General features: G+C 51.2%; 13 protein-coding genes, 1 CRISPR repeat array and 1 riboswitch (1 of these 15 cut by a window edge). Of the genes, 1 reads left to right on the top strand and 12 read right to left on the bottom strand.

Annotated elements, in window-relative coordinates; translation table 11 throughout:
- Positions 1-12: 12 nt before the first annotated feature.
- The 10 genes from ET464_RS02130 to ET464_RS02085 form a co-directional block, all read right to left on the bottom strand.
- The gene (locus ET464_RS02130) at positions 13-1,329 is read right to left on the bottom strand and encodes an LLM class flavin-dependent oxidoreductase (protein WP_129437844.1); all 1,317 of its coding nucleotides are present in this window, start codon (positions 1,327-1,329) and stop codon (positions 13-15) included.
- Positions 1,330-1,492: 163 nt separating this feature from the next.
- A complete protein-coding gene (locus ET464_RS02125) occupies positions 1,493-2,467 on the bottom strand; it encodes a carbohydrate ABC transporter permease (protein WP_129437842.1) in 975 nt (324 codons plus the stop codon).
- A gap of 23 nt (positions 2,468-2,490) precedes the next feature.
- Positions 2,491-3,345, bottom strand: coding sequence for a carbohydrate ABC transporter permease (locus ET464_RS02120; protein ID WP_129437840.1), 855 nt, complete (start codon positions 3,343-3,345; stop codon positions 2,491-2,493).
- On the bottom strand, positions 3,342-5,618 hold the full coding sequence (locus ET464_RS02115) for a DUF5696 domain-containing protein (protein ID WP_129437838.1): 2,277 nt from the start codon (positions 5,616-5,618) through the stop codon (positions 3,342-3,344). Before ET464_RS02115 ends, ET464_RS02120 begins: the two co-directional genes overlap by 4 nt.
- A complete protein-coding gene (locus ET464_RS02110; RefSeq protein WP_129437836.1) occupies positions 5,615-7,765 on the bottom strand; it encodes a YIP1 family protein in 2,151 nt (716 codons plus the stop codon). Before ET464_RS02110 ends, ET464_RS02115 begins: the two co-directional genes overlap by 4 nt.
- A gap of 21 nt (positions 7,766-7,786) precedes the next feature.
- Positions 7,787-8,590 (bottom strand): carbohydrate ABC transporter permease, encoded by an 804-nt coding sequence (locus ET464_RS02105; RefSeq protein WP_129437834.1) that lies wholly within the window; start codon positions 8,588-8,590, stop codon positions 7,787-7,789.
- Between the two features lie 48 nt (positions 8,591-8,638).
- A complete protein-coding gene (locus ET464_RS02100; RefSeq protein WP_129437832.1) occupies positions 8,639-9,535 on the bottom strand; it encodes a carbohydrate ABC transporter permease in 897 nt (298 codons plus the stop codon).
- Complete coding sequence (locus ET464_RS02095; RefSeq protein ID WP_129437830.1) at positions 9,525-12,497, bottom strand: extracellular solute-binding protein; 2,973 nt, start codon at positions 12,495-12,497, stop codon at positions 9,525-9,527. Before ET464_RS02095 ends, ET464_RS02100 begins: the two co-directional genes overlap by 11 nt.
- 34 nt (positions 12,498-12,531) lie before the next feature.
- Positions 12,532-13,641 (bottom strand): ABC transporter ATP-binding protein, encoded by a 1,110-nt coding sequence (locus ET464_RS02090; protein ID WP_129437828.1) that lies wholly within the window; start codon positions 13,639-13,641, stop codon positions 12,532-12,534.
- 91 nt (positions 13,642-13,732) lie between these two features.
- On the bottom strand, positions 13,733-14,701 hold the full coding sequence (locus ET464_RS02085; protein ID WP_129437826.1) for an aldo/keto reductase: 969 nt from the start codon (positions 14,699-14,701) through the stop codon (positions 13,733-13,735).
- 391 nt (positions 14,702-15,092) lie between these two features.
- Here ET464_RS02085 and ET464_RS02080 point away from each other — a divergent pair, with 391 nt between their 5' ends.
- Positions 15,093-15,659, top strand: coding sequence for a hypothetical protein (locus ET464_RS02080; protein WP_129437823.1), 567 nt, complete (start codon positions 15,093-15,095; stop codon positions 15,657-15,659).
- A 121-nt stretch (positions 15,660-15,780) separates the two neighbouring features.
- Here ET464_RS02080 and ET464_RS02075 read toward each other — a convergent pair whose 3' ends face one another.
- Both ET464_RS02075 and ET464_RS02070 read right to left on the bottom strand, forming a co-directional pair.
- The gene (locus ET464_RS02075) at positions 15,781-17,070 is read right to left on the bottom strand and encodes a nucleobase:cation symporter-2 family protein (RefSeq protein ID WP_129437821.1); all 1,290 of its coding nucleotides are present in this window, start codon (positions 17,068-17,070) and stop codon (positions 15,781-15,783) included.
- Positions 17,071-17,072: 2 nt separating this feature from the next.
- Complete coding sequence (locus tag ET464_RS02070; RefSeq protein WP_129437819.1) at positions 17,073-17,678, bottom strand: xanthine phosphoribosyltransferase; 606 nt, start codon at positions 17,676-17,678, stop codon at positions 17,073-17,075.
- Positions 17,679-17,909: 231 nt separating this feature from the next.
- A riboswitch (purine riboswitch) is annotated at positions 17,910-18,013 on the bottom strand.
- A gap of 243 nt (positions 18,014-18,256) precedes the next feature.
- Positions 18,257-18,403: a CRISPR direct-repeat array (repeat unit 32 nt; unit sequence ATTTCAATCCACGCACCTCAGCGAGGTGCGAC) (it continues 1,574 nt past the right edge of the window).

The raw sequence follows: 18,403 nt of genomic DNA, 5'->3' as shown, positions 1-18,403 counted from the left end.
CACCTCACTGTTTTATTGCCGCTGCAAATGTCTTACATTCGCCGGCCTTTTCAACCCTAAGTTTTCACGCAGCGTTGTGCCTTCGTATTCCGTCCGGAACAAGCCGCGGTTCTGAAGTTCCGGAATCACCTTGTCAATGAATGTTTCAAGCCCTGTCGGAACGAGTTGCGGGAGGATGTTGAAACCGTCCGCCGCATGGTTGTTGAACCACTTCTCAATAAAATCGGCTGTTTGCAGCACCGATCCGGTGAAAGTAACATGCCCGTGCCCGCCGTTGCTGCGATACAGCAGCTGGCGGATCGTAAAGCCTTCCCGTCTTGCCGCATCGAGCACAACTTCCTGCCGGCTGCGAATGCCGTTAAATTCCTCGGACGGCTTCGCTTTATCGAGAGGAACCAGATCATCAAGATCGTAGTCGGCCAGGTTGACCGTGAAGCGCTCGGACAGGTTACGCAGCGCGCGGCTCGTATCGACATAAGCATGAAGCTCTGCTTCGATCTCCTTCGCTTCGGCTTCCGTATCGGCAACGATTGGCGCAAGTCCCGGCAGGATAACTAACTCATCGGCCGTCCGCCCGTATTTGGCAAGCCTTGATTTGACGTCCGCATAAAACTCGCGGCCGGCGTCAAACGTTTGCTGGGCTGTGAAGATCACTTCCGCAGTTTTGGCTGCCAGTTCCTTGCCCCGTTCGGAGGAGCCGGCTTGAACGAGCACCGGATAGCCTTGCGGCGGACGCGGAATATTAAGCGGCCCTTTCACCGAATAGGTGTGGCCTTTGAAGTTAATCTCATGGACCTTGCCTGGAGCCGTCAGCCGTCCATTCACTTTATCGTAGATAAGCGCATCGTCTTCCCAGCTGTCCCACAACTGCTTAACGACCTCAACGAACTCTTCGCCCGTGTCGTATCGTTCGGAATGTTCGGGATGTTCGTCTCTGCCGAAGTTGTGTGCTGCCGAGCCCGCTCCGGTTACAATGTTCCAGCCTGCGCGCCCGCCGCTAATGTGATCCAGCGACGCAAACTGCCTCGCGACGTGAAAAGGCTCGTTATAAACCGTTCCAACCGTTGCAATCAGACCGATATGGCTTGTGACGGAAGCGAGTGCGGATAACATCGTAAACGGCTCCAGCTTGCTGCCGCCTCCTGCATAACCGTCTGCAAGGAACACCGAGTCGAGCTTGCCACGCTCTGCGAGCTGCGCCAGCTGAGCCACATAGTCAATGTCCAGCTCCAATTCAGGTTTTGAATCCGGGTGGCGCCAAGCGCCGGCGTGGTGTCCGGTCGGTCTCAGAAATACGTTCAAATGAACTTTTCGTCCGTTTTCGCTCATTGTCGATCACACCTCTATCTGGATTATTTTTATAATCTGAAACACAAATAACCGGAAGCCGCTTGTCAGCAACCTCCGGTTATCCGGTAGATTAACAATATACGTGTTATACCTATGAAATTAGTTGGAATTGAAGCAAAACGACACCCTGTTCCGCTGCAGATTATTCCACAAGCCCGGAACGTTCCACGCCTTCGATGAACCAGCGCTGCATAAAGAGATAAACAACCAGCAGCGGCATGATGATCAGGAACGAAGCCGCCATCTTGATCGATTCCGCATACACGGTTATTTCACCCGCACCGGCAGCTTGCTCCATCTCCCCGGCCATACGCGCAAGCGTAATGGAGAGCGGCACATTCTCAGCTGTGAACATAAACAGCGACGGGAAGTAGAAGTCGTTCCAGTTCCAAACGAAAGCGAACAGCAGCACTACAACCGTCGCAGACCGCGAGATCGGAAACATGACGCGGAAAAACATCCGCAGCATCCCGGCACCGTCGATTCGGGCCGCTTCATCAAGCTCCTTCGGCAGCGTGGAATAAAATGACCGGTAAATAATGACGAACATCGCACCTTTTAGCCCGTGTCCGAATAACGCCGGCACTACCATCGGCAGGAAGGTATTCATCCAGCCGAACTGCTTGAACAGCATAATCGTCGGCAGAATCGTAACCTGCGGCGGCATAATAAATGTGAACAGCAGCAGCGCGCCCCACAGCTTTTTCAGCGGAAAATCCAGCCTGGCGAATGCATATCCCGCAATAGCGCACGAGAACATTTGCAGCACGGAGACGGATGTGGCAAGCGACACGCTGATAAGAAAGCTTTTTCCGTAATTGAGCATATGGCTTGCTTCTTGCAGATGCCCCAAATATATGGACTTCGGCACCCAGATTACCGACGGATCGAGTATGTTCTTGGCGTCTTTCACCATCGTCGTAACCATATACAAAATCGGCTTCAGATAGATGAATGCAACATTAATGAGCACAAAATAGACAACCAGCTTGAACAAAATGCCCTTGTCGATCTCCGTTCCCAGCACGCGGTAGCGAAGCAGCTCCAGGCGGCTTCTCAGCTTGGCATTCGGCCGCCAATCGGTCAGGAACCCCGGCCGGCCTCTCTCGATCTTCACTTCCTATCACCTCGAATTGTTAGTTATCTGCCCGATAATGCCTTATCTACTTTTCGATAAAGCAGGAGCGTCAGCAAAACAAACGCCATAATGATGACGAAATAGATCCACGCGAGTGCGCTCGAACTGCCGTAATTCGTCGTATTGACCTTGCTGATGATAGGATTGGAAGGGAACGTAAACAGATCGACAACCGTATACATCAGGTTCAGAAATATATAAGGCACGAGACCCGGCAGCGTAATTTGCCAAAACGTGTTCCACGGATTGGAGCCGTCGATCCGAGAAGCCTCATAAACCGATGCCGAAAGCGTCTGCCTGCCGGCGAGAAAAATCAAAATTTGCACGCCGGAATACCACAACACGAGCACAAAGGAGCTCAACACGCTTTCGATCGGCGACGCCCAGGCCGCAGGCATATATTCCTTCAAATAATAATCGATCCGCAGCGACTGCATCATGCTAAGCGAACCTTCGCCTTGTGTAATAAACTCCTGCACGATTTGCCCCGATGAGAAGATGACCGGCAGGAAAAATATGACTCTAAACAACGTCCGGCCCGGAAATTTCAAGTTCAGCAGTATAGCCACAAACAAGGAAAAGACGAGTATGATCGGGATCATCATAAGCGACTGCTTCAAGAACGGAATCAATTCCTCATACAGCAGGCTGCCGTTAGCAACCAGAATTTCCCTGTAATGTTTGAAACCGATATACGTGTACTCGGTTCGGTTCACTTCGATTTTAACTTGATGAAAGCTCATGAAGAGCGAGTAGCCAAGCGGGAATGCCACGAATGTCAGAAAGCCGAACACCCACGGCGCAATGAACATTGATCCTTCCAGCTTGCGGAGCGTTTTGGCCTCCAGCCTTTTCATTGCGCCTCTCCGCCTTTCTTCACCGTGTAGCCGAGCGCCGGAACGGAAAGTCCGCCGCTCTCATAGGGTTGTTCGTTGTAGTTCACCAGCACGCGGTAACCGCCTTCGTATACCGTTTCCTTCACGCCCGGCGCTATAGTCCGGTGTTCGGTAATGGCACGGTCCTTCACTTCGGCAAGCACCGCATTCATTTGTTCATATTCATCCGATATCCGGCTGATCCAATCTTTGTAATCCAGGCTGTAATACCATAACGAATACGACTCGCGCATATCTTCCGATTGATCTCCGCTCAGAATATAGGCGGGGGAAGCGCCGTATTCGATGCTCCGGAGAAACCCGCTTTGCCATTCATCCCGCACATTGGACCACTCCAGCGTATATGGCCGCAAGCCGTGCAGCACAATCGCCGAGAATGGAATCGGTTCAGTGACGAACACATCATACGAATAATCGCTGGCGAGCTGGTGGACTTGATCCACCTCTCCCAAAGCATAAAAATTGACATTGCTCGCTGCAGCAGAACCAAGCGTTTCTTTGGTTTGCTTCAGCAAATCGGCCTGAATGCCGGCAGAATCGCTTCGGCTGGCCTTATACTGGTTATTGAAGTCGGTATTAAGCTGCGATCCGATGCCATTTTCGAAGTAGATGCCGTCCGCACCCAGTTTTTTATATTGGTTCAGATCGGAACGTACGACTTTCGCGTAAAACCCGGGACTGACGTACGTTGCATCGTCCTGATCGTCCTGCTGCTCCTTCGTCTCTTCCTTCAGCACCGTACCCGCCATATTGCGCAGCCCGTCTCTTCTCCACCAGAATCCGTCGTCCCCATTCGTATTCAGCGTATAATTCGCAGTCAGATAAACCGGGATGCCAAGCGAATGGGCAAAATCAATAAACCGTTTCATGCCGCTGTTTCCGCCAATTCGTTTATCAACCGGAAAATAGCCGCCTTGCGAGCTGTACCCGTTCTGCTGCCAGCCTTCGTAATGCACCTGTACATTATGAATGCCCAGGCCGTACACATCTTTCAGCAGCGATGCAGCTTCGTCTGTAGTCGTTGCCTTCAAGTACGAATCGGAAAACAGCCCTTTTTTAATATCTGCCCCGACGATATCCAAATACAGCGGAATGTCCGGCTTTGCCGACTGCACCGGCTTCACCCCTTGCTCCGTCATCAAATAGTTGCGGTAGACCGCGGCCATGCCCGCGTAATCGCTTTTGTCGCCCGTGAGCGGATAATAACGGGTTGCCCTGCCTTGTGACGTGAATCTTTCACTGCTGTACGTGTAGAAACCTTCTCCCGTATTTTTGCTGACCGTCTGGTAAAATTTTTTCCGGTATTGCCATTCCGTCGTTACCCAATTGGATCTTCCGACCGCACCTCCTGGCGCTGCATATACGTTTGCGTAGGCATCGCCTTCGGTTATGATCGACAAGAACGACTGGCTGCCTGATTTTAAGCCGTACACCGGCATCGTAATCCGCTGTCTGCCCGTCTCCTCGTTGTAAAACGACAAATCCGACCCGTACACGCTTTCGTTGTACGTCAGCTGCGGCATAATCCGCTTGTCGCCGAACCGGATCAGCGATCCTGAACCGTCGGGGATCATAATGTAGCCGTCCTGCCCGACATAAGGCTCCGCGCCGAACAGCGGATACAGCTTCACATTCAGCAGGCTTAAATCGCCTTCAACAATCCCCGAGTCGATAATTCGCGTCTCCACATAATCCGGGTGCAACGATACTTCCACCGGAATTTTGATTTGCGCCTTTGGAAAAGCGAACGTAACTGCAAATCCCCCCTCCATCAGCCGGAACTGCTCCAAATATCCGCCGGTGTCCACAAGCCCAGCCGTAAAGGAAGAGGACTTATAGTTTTTGGCATTGACATATTCGATCAGAATCGGCGACAGCAAATGATTTTTCCATGTGCCCGTCGCTGTTTCTTTCGGCCATTCCTGCGGATCGGGGTATGAACGCCAGATGGTGCCGGTCGCTTTATCCACAACTTGAAAATGCGACGTCGAACGGTCGACAAGCAGCTTCAGCTTATCGTTTTCCGCAGCGGTTTCGAAGCCCGAATCCTGCGGGACAACCGCCTTGTACAACTCGCCTTTGTTATCGAACTGGGCGGTTGCCTGAGCAATATTCGTTTTTTGTCCGCCCCACGGGCTCCATATTTGCAGCGCGATCCAGCCGATCAAGAGCAGCAGAACGGCCGTCGTTGCGGCCTTGGCGATGGCAGTAATCGGAAGTTTGCGGCTCTTCACCGGATGATCACCTCTTGATAAATCGATTTAATAAAGTTAACCAGCTCATAGCTGAGGCTGACGAATAGGAAGATCAGAATGACGATAATCAGAAGCGTAAAGATCGACAGCAAAATGATAAATACCGATTCGATAAACGTGTAGTTATGAACGCCCTGTACCATCCAAACAGCCAGCAATACAACCCAGATAACCGCAGCCAGCTTTAAAAAATGATAGATGGCGGATTCATCGAGCGTCAGCGCATTGGACAAATATGTAACAGGTATGCCTATCAGAATAATCGGAAATAGAGCATAGCAACTGCCGTAAAAAACATCGCGGAAACGGCCTTCTCCCCGAAGCAGCGAGCTGACCAAATAATTGGATACAACCCATCCGAACCACAATCCAAAAAACTGGACCATTTGCGGCAGCAAGTCGATTCCGACATGCACCTTCGGATTAAACACAAAGTTCGTGCCGGCTTGCATATAACCAAATGCCGCAGCAGCCGCAATAAGGATGATCAGACTGCTTAGCAGATTCGCTTTCTGCTCATGGCGGATTCCGTAAAAACCGTCTACCGGATGGCGTGCAATCGTAAAGACGTGGCCAAGTTTCTTGGCGAACGGGATATCCATGCGCAGTTTGCCGCCCAGCCCGCCTGCCGGCAGCAGCTTCCTCGACCATTTCCCCCAAGCAAGGAACAAAATGCCCGCAGCAAGCACGAAATTCATGGCAAGGCCAAAGTTGTTCTGGAACCAGATAAGCCGGTTCTGCCAGAACGAGTCGGAATAGCCGCCAACAACGCCGGCCTGGCTGTAAAGCTGCGCCGCCCGTTCATAATCCTGCCGCTTGTATGCCGCTTTCGCTAAACCGATTAAAGCAGGTGTATATTGCGTATTGAGACGATGTACTTCTTCCCAGATCGGTTCGCTCTCTTCGTATTTGCCTTCCTGCGTTAATGCATTGGCCTGATGAACCAGCTTGCCGAACTCGGATGGACGGAGCACTTGGATCAGATTGTTTGTATTGTCAAGCACGTACAGATTGCCTTTGGAATCATTCGCGATCGCAGCCGGCGTCTTGACAACCCCCGTCTTCGAAGTCGCCGTGATGGCGTCTCCTCCCCAGAAAAACAATAAATTGCCGTTCTGGTCATATTGGCTAATCATGTTCCACACCGTATCCACAACCGTCATATTGCCGGATTCATCGACCGTAATGTCGTTAAGCTGGGGATTCATATCCCCCGCCCGGTGTTTCAGCACTTCGCCGTACGATCTGACAGGTTCAACCGAGCTGAAGTCGCCTTTCCCGGGCAGCTGGTCAAGCCCTGCGATGTTCAGCTTTTTGATCTGATCGCTTGCCACTTCTTTTGTCACCGTATAAATAAAACCTTGATTATCAATCGCTGCATTTGCAATAGCGCCGGGAAGCTTCTTCAGCTCGCGCTGATACATTTCCCGTGTATAAACAAGACGCTTGAACGCATCAAACACGGAGAACGACACTCTGTTCGGGCCGAAGAAAGAAACGAATTGCCCGTCAGGATCAAGCTCTATCAGCCCTTGAAAAGCGCCCAGCGAAGTAACATATAGAAATCCCCGCTTGTCGACAACCAGATTGACAGGATCGTATTTAAACGATGCCGGGATATAGTCCGTGTCCGGCCGGCCATATTCTTTCAGCAGCTTGCCGCCTGCATTAAGCCTGACGATCCGGTTATTCCCGGTATCCGCGATATAAATATCGCCGTTCGGATGGACGAATACGCCGCTTGGTTTATTAAGCGGACTTTCATCCACTGTAATTTGGCGGATAAAAGCTCCTTGGGCGTCCAGTTCCACAATCCGGTTATTCCCGGTATCGGCAATAAATACATGATCCTTCTGATCGATAAACAAATCTTTTGGCTGATTGAGCTGCAGCTTTCCAGTGCTGTCCGCCGAACCGGAGCCCTGTCCGGCAATGGCTGTATTGTAGCCGATGATGCCGGCCGGAATGTAGGCAGCCTGCGTATGTACAAGCTGTCCGAAGCCGTCCTTATAATACGTTTCGTAAGGCAGCTCTGAAGCAGCTGCCCGATGAAGCGGAAGCACGGCGGAAATCGCAGCAGCGACGGCAAGCCATAGGGATACTATCCGCAGTGTCCTGCTTTTCAAACGGCCTCCCTCCTTGTTCTGTTATTTAATGCCGGAATGAGCCATCGTAGAGATGACCTTGCTCTGCAAGATGACAAAAAAGATTAAGTTCGGCACGAGCAGGATGAGCGCTGCCACCGCGGCCGCTCCCTGTCTCGCCACGTTGTTCGCCAGATTGCTCGTCAGCGTTGACAGGAAAAACGGGAATGTCTTCATTTCGTCATCCTGCATAAACAGCGACGACGTGTCGATGTTGCCCCAAGCATTCTGAAACGCGAGTATGGCAACTGTGGCGATAGCCGGCATGCTCATTGGCACAACGATGCGCGCCAGAACAACGATTTCATTCGCCCCGTCAATCCGGGACGCTTCCATCAGCGAGTCGGGAATCTGGTCGATGAACTGCTTAAGCAGGAAGACCCCAACGGGCAGCGCAAGCGCCGGAAGCAGATGACCCCAATACGTGTTCAGAATGCCGAGACTGCTGACAACGAGATAACGCGGAATTTGGATAACCTCCGGCGTAAACATCAGCATCAATATAATGGTGGAGAAGATAAATTTCTTCCCCGGAAAATTATGCTTCGACAGCGGATAGGCGCACAACACGCTGACAACCGTAACGCTGATGACGCTCAGCAGCGCAACAAACACGCTGTTGAACAAATATCGCGAGATCGGAACAATGGAATTCGAAGTTACGAGCATCAGCTCAACAAAGTTTTGCAGGCTTGGCTCCCTCACGAAGAAGGTCGGCGGATATACAAACAGCTCGTGATAAGGCTTGAACGCATTGTTGAATATATAGACGATCGGCAATATCATCAGCACCGAGATCGCGAGCATAAACAGATTAAAGCTGATTCTGGCGGCTAGACCCGATGTTTTCAGATGTTATTCCTCCTTCGAGCCAAACAATTTCCAGCTAAGCTTGTTTGCAAAATACATAAAGATAAGCAGAAAAACAGAAATCGTCGATGCGTAGCCCATCTCGAAACGAATAAAACCGTAGTCATTAATATGATTGACGATGAGATGGCCGGCATATTGCGGTGTAGGATTTTGCCCGGACAGCTCAACGCCAATTGCGCCGGTCTTGAACGTCGTTACGATCGCCATGACGGCGCCGAACAGCATCTGCGGCTTCATGGACGGGATCGTAATAAACCACAGTTCCTGCAGATGGTTGCGGATGCCGTCGATCCGTCCTGCTTCGTAGAGCGTTTTATCCACGTTCAGAATTCCGGCAAGCATGGCGAGAAACCCGACTCCCATGCTCGACCAGAGTGTAACGGCGATCATTGAATTCATGAGCAGCTGCGGCTGTGTCACCCACAGCTTCGGCACGTCGATGAATCCGATTTTCAGCAGGAAGCTGTTCAAGTAGCCGATCCGGTCGCCCGATAACAGCGGCAGCCATATTATCGTCATCGCTGTACCGATCGTAAGCGAAGGCGTATACATGGCCAGCGCCACCCATTTGCGGTAGCTGCCCCGAAGACGGGAGATAAGCCATGCAAGCAGGAAGGCGGCGGCATATCCCCCGGGTCCGACGATAACGGCAAATTTGAACGTGTTAGGCAATGCGTATTTCAGAAATATCATGTCTTGTGCAATTAAATATTGATAATTGCTCCAGCCGATAAACCGGGGCCGTTCAATGCCGTTGTAATACGTAAAGCTCAAGCAGACGGACGCGATGATCGGCACGACGATGAACAATGTAAAACAGATGAGAAACGGCGCGATAAACAAATACGACGTCCGGTATGACCATATTTTACTTAACATTCCGGCTGTCTCCCTCCCAAGGCTGATTGACGACCGGAATATCGAGCTGCTTGAGCGAATTGCCGTTCTTATCGGCAAAACCAAACTCCTGCTGCTTGCGAAGCAGCTCCCGATCGATGTCCCGGGCGGCTTCCTCTAACGAGGACATGTAGTTATCCGTCTGCACAACGGACCGCTGCCATGCATTGTTTAATTCACGCTCCAAGTAGTAGCCTCCCGGTACGTTCGGAATATCTTTATACCATTTCCACTGCTCGAGAATGACAGCCGCATCCTCCCGTTTCCATGGAAGATTGGTGAATGCTTTAATATTAGAAGTATTCCAGCGGAATGCGACACCGTTCATGGCTTCCAAATCCGATCCGTATTGCGTCTGAACGTCGGTAGACAGCCACCACTGCAAAAACTTCCACGCTTCATCCTGTTTCTCCGATTTGTTGAAAATAACGCCGGTGCGCTGGCCGCCGCCCGCCCAACGGGCGATTGTGCCGTCCGGCTGTTTGACTCCGGGCAGCAAGGCGATTCCCCACCGGCCGTTCAGCTCCGGCGCCGCCGCCGATAACTGGACATACATGTTGTAATCGGAAATGCCGATCGGCATGGAACCGTCACGGAAATGCTGGTAAAAGCTCGGCACCTCCCGCTCAAGCGCATAGGTGTTGAACAGATTGGTCCACTGCTTAAACGCCTCATAAGCATTAGGAGAATCCAGCCCCGTCTTTTTCCCGCCCGGCTCGTAAAATTCGACGCCGTGCTGATAGAAGTACGTTGCATATTCTTTCGGATTGACATAAAAATTCATATCGTTCTGCTGCAATGTCGGCAGCAGATCGTATACATCATCCCAGGTCTGCGGCACTTTCAAATTCAGCCGTTGTAAAATATCTTTCCGGTAATAGAGCACCTGGAACGACTGTGTCTCCGGTACGCCATAATAACCGCCGTTGTAATAAAGCGGCAGCCACGAACCCGGGCTGTAATTCGGATACAGTTTATCGAAGCCGTCCAGCTTGGATAAGTCGACCAGCGTTCCGCGGATCGCGTAATCGACCGGCAAATCCTGCGTCAAGCCTAGCGCGACGTCGGGCTGCACGCCGGCTGCATTCGACATCAGCAGAAGCTCGGGGGTCGGAAGCAAATTGACTTTTACTTCAATTCCGGTCTCCGGCGTAAAGGATTCGTCTGCCAGCTGCTGCAGCTGATCGACGTAGTCGCGTCCGCGCTGCACCCAAATGTTAAGCTTCCGGTCGTCCATGTCCTTCAGACTGTCTCTCGTGTCGAATGAATAGCCGAAGTTTTGCACAGTCCCCCACACCCGGTCGAATACGCCGGCCACCATAGGAGGAAGCGGCGCTTTCTCCGGAACGACATAAACTTCGTCCAATTGCAGCGCTTGCTTGGACAAGGAATCCATAAAGTTCGCCAGCTTCTCCCTCATAGACGATATCTGGTCGACATTATATGGAATTTCTTCAGGTTTGCTTAGCAGCGAACGCAAATCCTTGCCTGAAGAATGCAGCCCTTGGCTAATTGAATCCTTATTGCCATTCGCCTCTTCGACGCGGTCAGCGAGTGACTCCATCGCTTCAGCCGCAAGCGCTATTTTATCCGTAATGCCCGGAAAGTCCTGCTCCATATTCCAAGTGCGGTTGCGGTCCAGCGTACGTACGCTGTTTGCTTTATTGCCCGTAACCATCCGTAAATCCCAGTCAATGGAATCCAAATGCGCCAGCAGCTTTTCCAGATCGATAATAATAGGCTTGACCGGCGATTGCGTCACTGCAAGCGAAAGCGTGTGCCGGCCCTTATCCAGCTTTACAAGGTAAGGATCGCCCGCTTCATCCTTCAGTTCAATGCCCTGCCAGGAAGCGGAATATGGAAATCCGTAAGCCTGAAACGGCTCGAACGGAACCTTGCCGTCAATTTTAATAGTACGGAACGATGTTTTTTGCGCGATTGTGTTTTGCAAAGCACGGAATCCAAACTTGTACAAGCCGTCTTCCGGTACGTCGAATGTCCATGTAATCTCTTGATTTTGCTCCAGCCAGCGCTGGCCGCCAATCGTGTTATAGACGATACGCCCCGTATAACGCGGCACCGTGCGGTCATCCTTATCGGAGAACAGCTTGATGGCCGTATCATTCTTGGACGTAAATTGCTCGGCTTGAATCGTAATCGGATCTCCGCCGATTGAAGGCGTATTGGCGTACGTCGCTTTGACATCCTCATAAGAAGGTACGGTCTGCGGCGCAGTCAGCAGCAAGCTGTCAATCGCGACGGGATCAAATCCTTCGAGGCGAATCGTATGCTTGCCCGGAGACAAATGCCATAATAACGGGCTGTCATATGCGCCGCCCGAATCCACCAGCGGTTTCTCGCTCCAAGTCGACACGTCAATCGAGCGCGGTCTAATTTGATCGCCGTCGGAGTTTTTTACAATCGGACTGACGTCCTCCCAAGCACGGTACAACGATGCCGTAGAAGCTTCCTGGAACGGCCGCTTCCCGTCGATCGAAACATCCCATTGAACCGGGCGCTTGCTGTCCGTTTCCTTGAGCGGATCATACACAGCGTGAATCTCGTATAAGGCGTCTTCCGCGACGTCGACTTCGTATTCAACCCATCCTTCATCCGGCGTCTGCCAGAGGAGAACGTTGTCCCTGTTTTCATATGTACCGGTTTTAATCGCCGAAGCATCTGAAACCTTCGAAGGTTTTGCTCCCTGTACCTTAACCGTTGTTCCGGCTGCCGGTATGCCTTGCTGCTTCCAGTCTGCAAGCACGGCGCTGTAATAAGGGTCCGTTTCGAACTCGAATGAATGGTCCAGCTTGTTGAACAGCCCTTCATCATCTGCGGATATTGCGCTCGCCTGTTTCACGGAATCCTGTCCGCAGGACGTCAGCAGCGCGACTGCTGCAATGCCCAGGGTAAACCATATTGCTTGCCGTTTCTTGCTCCTCATGAACCGACGCCCCTCCCTTGCTGCGCACAACCGGTCAGTCGGTTAACCGGACGCCCGTTTCCTTATGGAAAAAGTGAGCTTTAGACAAGTCCAGCTCTACTTTCAGTTTCTCATTCTCCTCGAATTGATTTTCCGGCTCGACCCGGACGATCAACGGCTTCTCTTGCCCGATGTTCAAATAAATAAACCGGTCGGCTCCCATCAGCTCATTATCCGTATAGATGCCGGTTATTACCGTCTCGGAATACAGCCCTTCCAGTTTGATATGTTCCGGCCTAATTCCCAATATTACATATTTGTTTACTTGGTTATTAAGCCGCAAAACAGCCTCCGTCGCTTCGTGAATCTTGAGCTGAAGACGATTCGTTTTGAACTCCAGCCGCCCAAATGCATTCTCTTCGATCTTTCCCTCGATGAAATTGATTTGCGGCGATCCGATAAAGCCGGCTACAAACGTATTGGCCGGTTTGGAATACACTTTCTCCGGCGTATCGCATTGCTGAATAACGCCGTTTTTCATAACGACGATCCGATCCGCCATCGTCATGGCCTCTATCTGATCGTGGGTGACGAAGATGAACGTCGTACCCAGTTTTTTATGAAGCTTCGTAATCTCCATCCGCATCGTTGAACGAAGCTTGGCATCCAGATTCGACAGCGGTTCATCCATAAGAAACAGCTTCGGATTGCGGACGATCGCCCTTCCGAGCGCAACGCGCTGCCGTTGTCCGCCGGACAGATCCTTTGGCTTACGGCTTAAATACGGCTCGATTTCCAGCACCCGGCTAGCCTGCTTCACCGCGAGGTCAATTTCGTGCTTCGGCAGCTTGCGCATGCGCAGGCCGAAGGCGATGTTCTCATAGACGGATAAGTTCGGATACAGCGCATAGTTTTGAAAAACCATCGAGATGTCGCGGTCTTTCGGCGGCAGCTTGTTCACCAGCTGGTCACCGATATAAATCTCGCCCTCCGTAATGTCTTCCAGCCCCGCAATCATGCGCAGCGTTGTCGATTTGCCGCAGCCGGATGGCCCGACGAATACGATAAACTCTTTATCCTTGATTTCAAGATCGAAATCTTGCACAACCGCATGTTTTTCTTTGCCGTATTTTTTATACAAATGTTTGATGCTGACGCTGGCCATGCTGCACCCCCGGTTCGAGTAATAAAAAAAGAAGGATATCGCAAGTAAACTTCGATATCCTCCTTGGCAGGGTAGAAATCATAATTTTTTATTATTTGATCAGTGCTTTTTCTTTCGTTCGGACTTGCTCCGTCGCTTCGTCCGCTTGTTTTAAATCCGCTTCGCTCAGCCTTGTATCCCAAGCTTTGGCTGCGTCGGTGATATGTTCGAGCTTGGAAGCGCCAAGAATAGCTGATGTAATGCCCGACCGGCTGAGCACCCATGACAGCGCATATTGCGCCGGCGTCAGGCCATGCTGCTGGGCAAGCGGCTTAATAGCGTCGGCGACTGCCAGCGCGTTCTTTTTCAACAGCTGCTCCAGCCTTTGCTCTCCCGCCGCCAGCCTGGACCCTGCAGGAGGAGCTTCGCCTTCCTTATATTTGCCTGACAGCACCCCTCTGCCGAGCGGGCTGTAGACGATAACGCCAACCTGTTCCGATTGAACGAACGGGATGATTTCTTGTTCGATTTCCCGGGAGATAAGGCTGTATTCCGGCTGCAGGCTCTCAAAACGCTCCAAGCCGTGCTGATTGCTGATACCATGGGCTTTCGCCAGTTGCCAAGCGGCAAAATTGGAAGCGCCGATATAACGGACCTTGCCTTGACGTACCAGATCGTCGAGCGCACGTAATGTTTCTTCGAGCGGTGTGGCCGGATCGAACCGGTGCACTTGATATAGATCTATGTAATCCGTTTGCAGTCTCCGCAGGCTGTCTTCTACCGCTTTAAAAATATGATAACGGCTTTGCCCTCCGTCATTTGGCCCCGGGCCGACCTTGCCATGCACTTTCGTTGCGAGCACGATGTCGCGCCGGCGTGCTTTAAGCAAATTTCCTAAAATCTCTTCTGAAGCCCCTTCTCCATATACGTTGGCCGTGTCAACCAGATTGATGCCGTGATCCAGCGCCGCATCCAGTATGGAGGCTGACGCCTCCTCGTCGATCCAGCGGCCAAAAGCCATCGTGCCGAGACTCACCGCGGATACTTTCAAGCCTGTTCGGCCCAATTTACGATATTCCATTCCTGTTTCCTCCTCATGACTTGCAGATAATATGAAAAAAATAACCGGAGACAATTGCCGCAATAAGATGCAGCAAGTTTGTCTCCGGTTATCCGGTAGATTATTTTATTTCCGATCAATCCGATAAGCTATAACGATATTAGCATGGTGTATATGCATCGTCAATATAAATTTGGAATATATTTGTTCGCAATGCCTAATCCTTGAAGTTCGGATTAAAGGATATCCGTCATCAATACACGATTTTGCTTGCAACTTTCCCATTCATCGCCTCGTCATAAACGTAACATTCACAAAGAGGAAGAAGATCCCATCATTATTTATAAAGAGCCCGTCCATTCCCTATCATCGGTTCCGGCACGCAGACAATCCAAACTTCGCAGGAGGATCTATGTTGAATAACAAAATAAAGCGAGCAACGTTTTATATAGGGTTAGCAGTAGCGCTGGCTGACTTAGCGCTTTGGGCATTGAATATAAATGGGTACAAAATAAACTTTTTAAAATCAAGCGGGCTTATTTATCCCTTAAGCTTCAATATCCTCTTGTTGGTGGTGTTATGCGTCTTATGGATTAAATCGAGACTTTATTTTTTGAGTACAATGGCAATGGGGCTATCCCTGTTTCTATCTATTTGTCTGGCTGGAGCCCTATTCATTCACTTAGCAGCGGATGCTGCAATAAGCACGGTCACTTCGCCCGGCCATACTACGATATACGTCGAACATAGGACGACAACTTTAGGAGAAACGAATTATCTTTACACCATTTATTTGAAGGAACCGTATTTATGGGGGGCATTCATCAAGGAAATTAAAGCATTCAGCTTTTTCCTCCCCTATCAAGATGATCTCCCATCGTCCGAAGAAGCGCTTGGGCTTCATAACCCTGTATGGCCTAACGATACAAGTGTACGATTTCACACCATACAGGGAGACGTATCCATTGATTTAAAATAATTGAATCGGCCTGTACGGAAGGCATAACGATGTATAATCCAACAGGCTTTATTGCCATCCCCCGCTGTCGGCGCAAAAAAGAAATCGCCCCGCGCATCCATGCGCCAGGGCGATTTCTTTTTTATGCTTCTGTAGAAGCCTGTGAAGTTTCATCCGGTTTGCGGCTCATCAGCAAGTTAAGCACGATGGCAGTCAACGAGCCGGTTACGATGCCGCTTTGGGTCAACATCTTTGCAAAATCAGGCAGCTTCTCAAACACTGCGGGAACAGCTGCCGAACCAAGACCAACGGCGATGCTGCAAGCGACGATCAGCAAGTTTCGCTCTTCGCGCAGGTTGACCTCGGACAAAATGGAGATGCCGGAAGCAGCCACCGAACCGAACATGACAATCATAGCCCCACCCAGCACAGCATTCGGAATGATAGTCGTAATGGCGGCCAGCTTCGGCAGCAAGCCCAGCACGACCATGATGCCGCCTGCCGCAAAAATAACATTGCGCGTTTTCACCTTGGTCAATGTAATAAGGCCGACATTTTGCGAAAAAGCCGTATACGGGAAGGCGTTAAATATGCCGCCTAACATAATCGCGGCGCCTTCCGAACGCAAGCCGTTAACAATCTGCCGCTGCTCGACCTTCTGGTTCGTCGCTTTGCCAACTGCCAAATAAACGCCTGTCGATTCCACCATGCTGACAATATTGACGATAATCATCGTAACGATCGCGGTTATGCTGAACTGCGGCGTACCGAAATAGAAAGGTTTCACGATGCTGAACCAAGATGCATCCCCAACCGAAGCGAAGTTAACCATCCCCATTGCCCAGCCTGCCAGCGTACCGGCGACAAGGCCGACCAGTACGGAAATCGACCGCAGGAATCCCTTCCCAAACCGGTTCACAAGCAAAATGACGATCAGCGTAAACAATGCGAGCAGCAAATTGCGCGGAGCGCCAAAATCGGCACTGCCGTCGCCGCCCGCCACATTATTCAAGGCTGCGGGAATAAGAGACAAGCCGATGACCGTAACGACCGATCCGGTTACGACCGTCGGGAAAAACTTCAGCAGCTTCCCGTACAACGGCGCAGCCAGCACAACAAATAAACCGGCTATAATAATCGCCCCGTACACCGTCGCCAGATTAGAACCGGATGCCACGGCAATAATCGGTCCAACTGCCGTAAACGTACAGCCTAGAACTACCGGCAGGCGGCTGCCGAAATATTTAGTCCCCATAGCTTGCAGCAGCGTTGCGAGGCCGCATGTAAACAAGTCAGCGGCGATCAGATACGCCATCTGTGCAGCGTTAAAACCAAGTTGCCCTCCCACGATCAGCGGCACGACGACCGCGCCGGCATACATGGCGAGCACGTGTTGCAATCCGAGAGCAAAAACCTTTTTCTTGCTAAGCATGCTTATACCTTCTCCTTTATACGAATCGGATCGTTATGATCCACAAATTGGACTTCGCCCGGCGCCATCGAGGAAATCCGGGCCAGCGAATGGACGCGGACGCCCATCTCTTCCAGCAGCCCTCGGCCTTCCTGGAATCCTTTTTCAATGACACAACCGACGCCGGCAAGCTGAGCGCCAGCTTCACGAACGATGGTGACCAAGCCGACAAGCGCGGCTCCCGTAGCCAGAAAATCATCGACGATCAGCACCTTATCATCCGGCCCCAAATAATGGCGGGAGATGCTGACTTGATACGTCTCACCGCGTGTAAAAGAAGTGACCGGAGCCGTATACATCTGCTCGGCTTGCGTGACCGCTTTCTTCTTTTTGGCGTACACGAACGGCACCTTCAGTGCGATTCCCGCCGCCATGGCAAACTGAATGCCGCTGGCTTCGATCGTCAGCACCTTCGTAATGCCTTGGCCCGCGAACAAGCGGCCGAACTCCCGGCCAATCTCGAGCGCTAGCTCGGTGTCGACCTGATGGTTTAAGAAAGAGTCCACCTTCAGCACCGTCTCGGATAAAATGAGTCCCTCTTGGCGTATGCGATCTTCCAGTACTTTCACTTCTCGTTCACAGCTCCTTAATTGATTTCATGCAGCGTCTGCTGCTTGCTTCCCTGACAACCAGGCAATGGCAGCTTTGTCATTCGCCGATACGGAATTAAAAAAGGACAAACCTCTTAAGCCTGCGCTTAAGCGAAGTTTGTCCCTACGGATTTTAAAACCATGACCGGAGCACCGCGCCGCATCAAAGGTCTGACGGCCCTGCCAAAGCCGGAAGCAGACGTTCTTTCTGCGGATTGCGGTCTCGCTCATAGTCGGATAATTGCAATGGTCATCCGGTAGAAACTAATGGGCCTTATTCCCATAATTATATGAGCAGTTATATGCCCGCCTTTGCTTCATGCACAAGCGGGATGTTAACGCAAGCGGCCAAAGCCGCCCTCTTCAAATATAAAGCTTATAGTACACTATAGGCCGGAACCGCGGCAAGTGGGAAATAATATTTTTCGACAAATTTCTTATTTGAGCTAAACAAAAAAAGCGCTCGGGCGCTTATGCAAAATCATCTTTATTTCATCTACTGCACCTCAGTGAGGTGCGACCTTGGCTTACCTGACTGCGTACTGGCATCACGTACGATTTCAATCCACGCACCTCAGCGAGGTGCGACTACATGGCGCTGGGCAGGACGGCTGATTCAGGTGCAATTTCAATCCACGCACCTCAGCGAGGTGCGACCGCCTTTGCTTTTCCAGCTACAAAAATCAAGCGCCGGATTTCAATCC

This window comes from Paenibacillus protaetiae (assembly GCF_004135365.1).
GTDB classification, from domain to species: domain Bacteria; phylum Bacillota; class Bacilli; order Paenibacillales; family Paenibacillaceae; genus Paenibacillus_AP; species Paenibacillus_AP protaetiae.
Note: the sequence above shows the minus strand (reverse complement) of the source record. Positions and strands in the feature narration are given on the sequence as shown.

Bases quoted from the DNA above. Each gene is read 5' to 3' on its own strand.
- ET464_RS02130 (WP_129437844.1), bottom strand. From the start codon at position 1,329: ATGAGCGAAAACGGACGAAAAGTTCATTTGAACGTATTTCTGAGACCG.
- ET464_RS02120 (WP_129437840.1), bottom strand. From the start codon at position 3,345: ATGAAAAGGCTGGAGGCCAAAACGCTCCGCAAGCTGGAAGGATCAATG.
- ET464_RS02105 (WP_129437834.1), bottom strand. From the start codon at position 8,590: ATGCTCGCGATCTCGGTGCTGATGATATTGCCGATCGTCTATATATTC.
- ET464_RS02100 (WP_129437832.1), bottom strand. From the start codon at position 9,535: ATGTTAAGTAAAATATGGTCATACCGGACGTCGTATTTGTTTATCGCG.
- ET464_RS02095 (WP_129437830.1), bottom strand. From the start codon at position 12,497: ATGAGGAGCAAGAAACGGCAAGCAATATGGTTTACCCTGGGCATTGCA.
- ET464_RS02090 (WP_129437828.1), bottom strand. From the start codon at position 13,641: ATGGCCAGCGTCAGCATCAAACATTTGTATAAAAAATACGGCAAAGAA.
- ET464_RS02085 (WP_129437826.1), bottom strand. From the start codon at position 14,701: ATGGAATATCGTAAATTGGGCCGAACAGGCTTGAAAGTATCCGCGGTG.
- ET464_RS02080 (WP_129437823.1), top strand. From the start codon at position 15,093: ATGTTGAATAACAAAATAAAGCGAGCAACGTTTTATATAGGGTTAGCA.
- ET464_RS02075 (WP_129437821.1), bottom strand. From the start codon at position 17,070: ATGCTTAGCAAGAAAAAGGTTTTTGCTCTCGGATTGCAACACGTGCTC.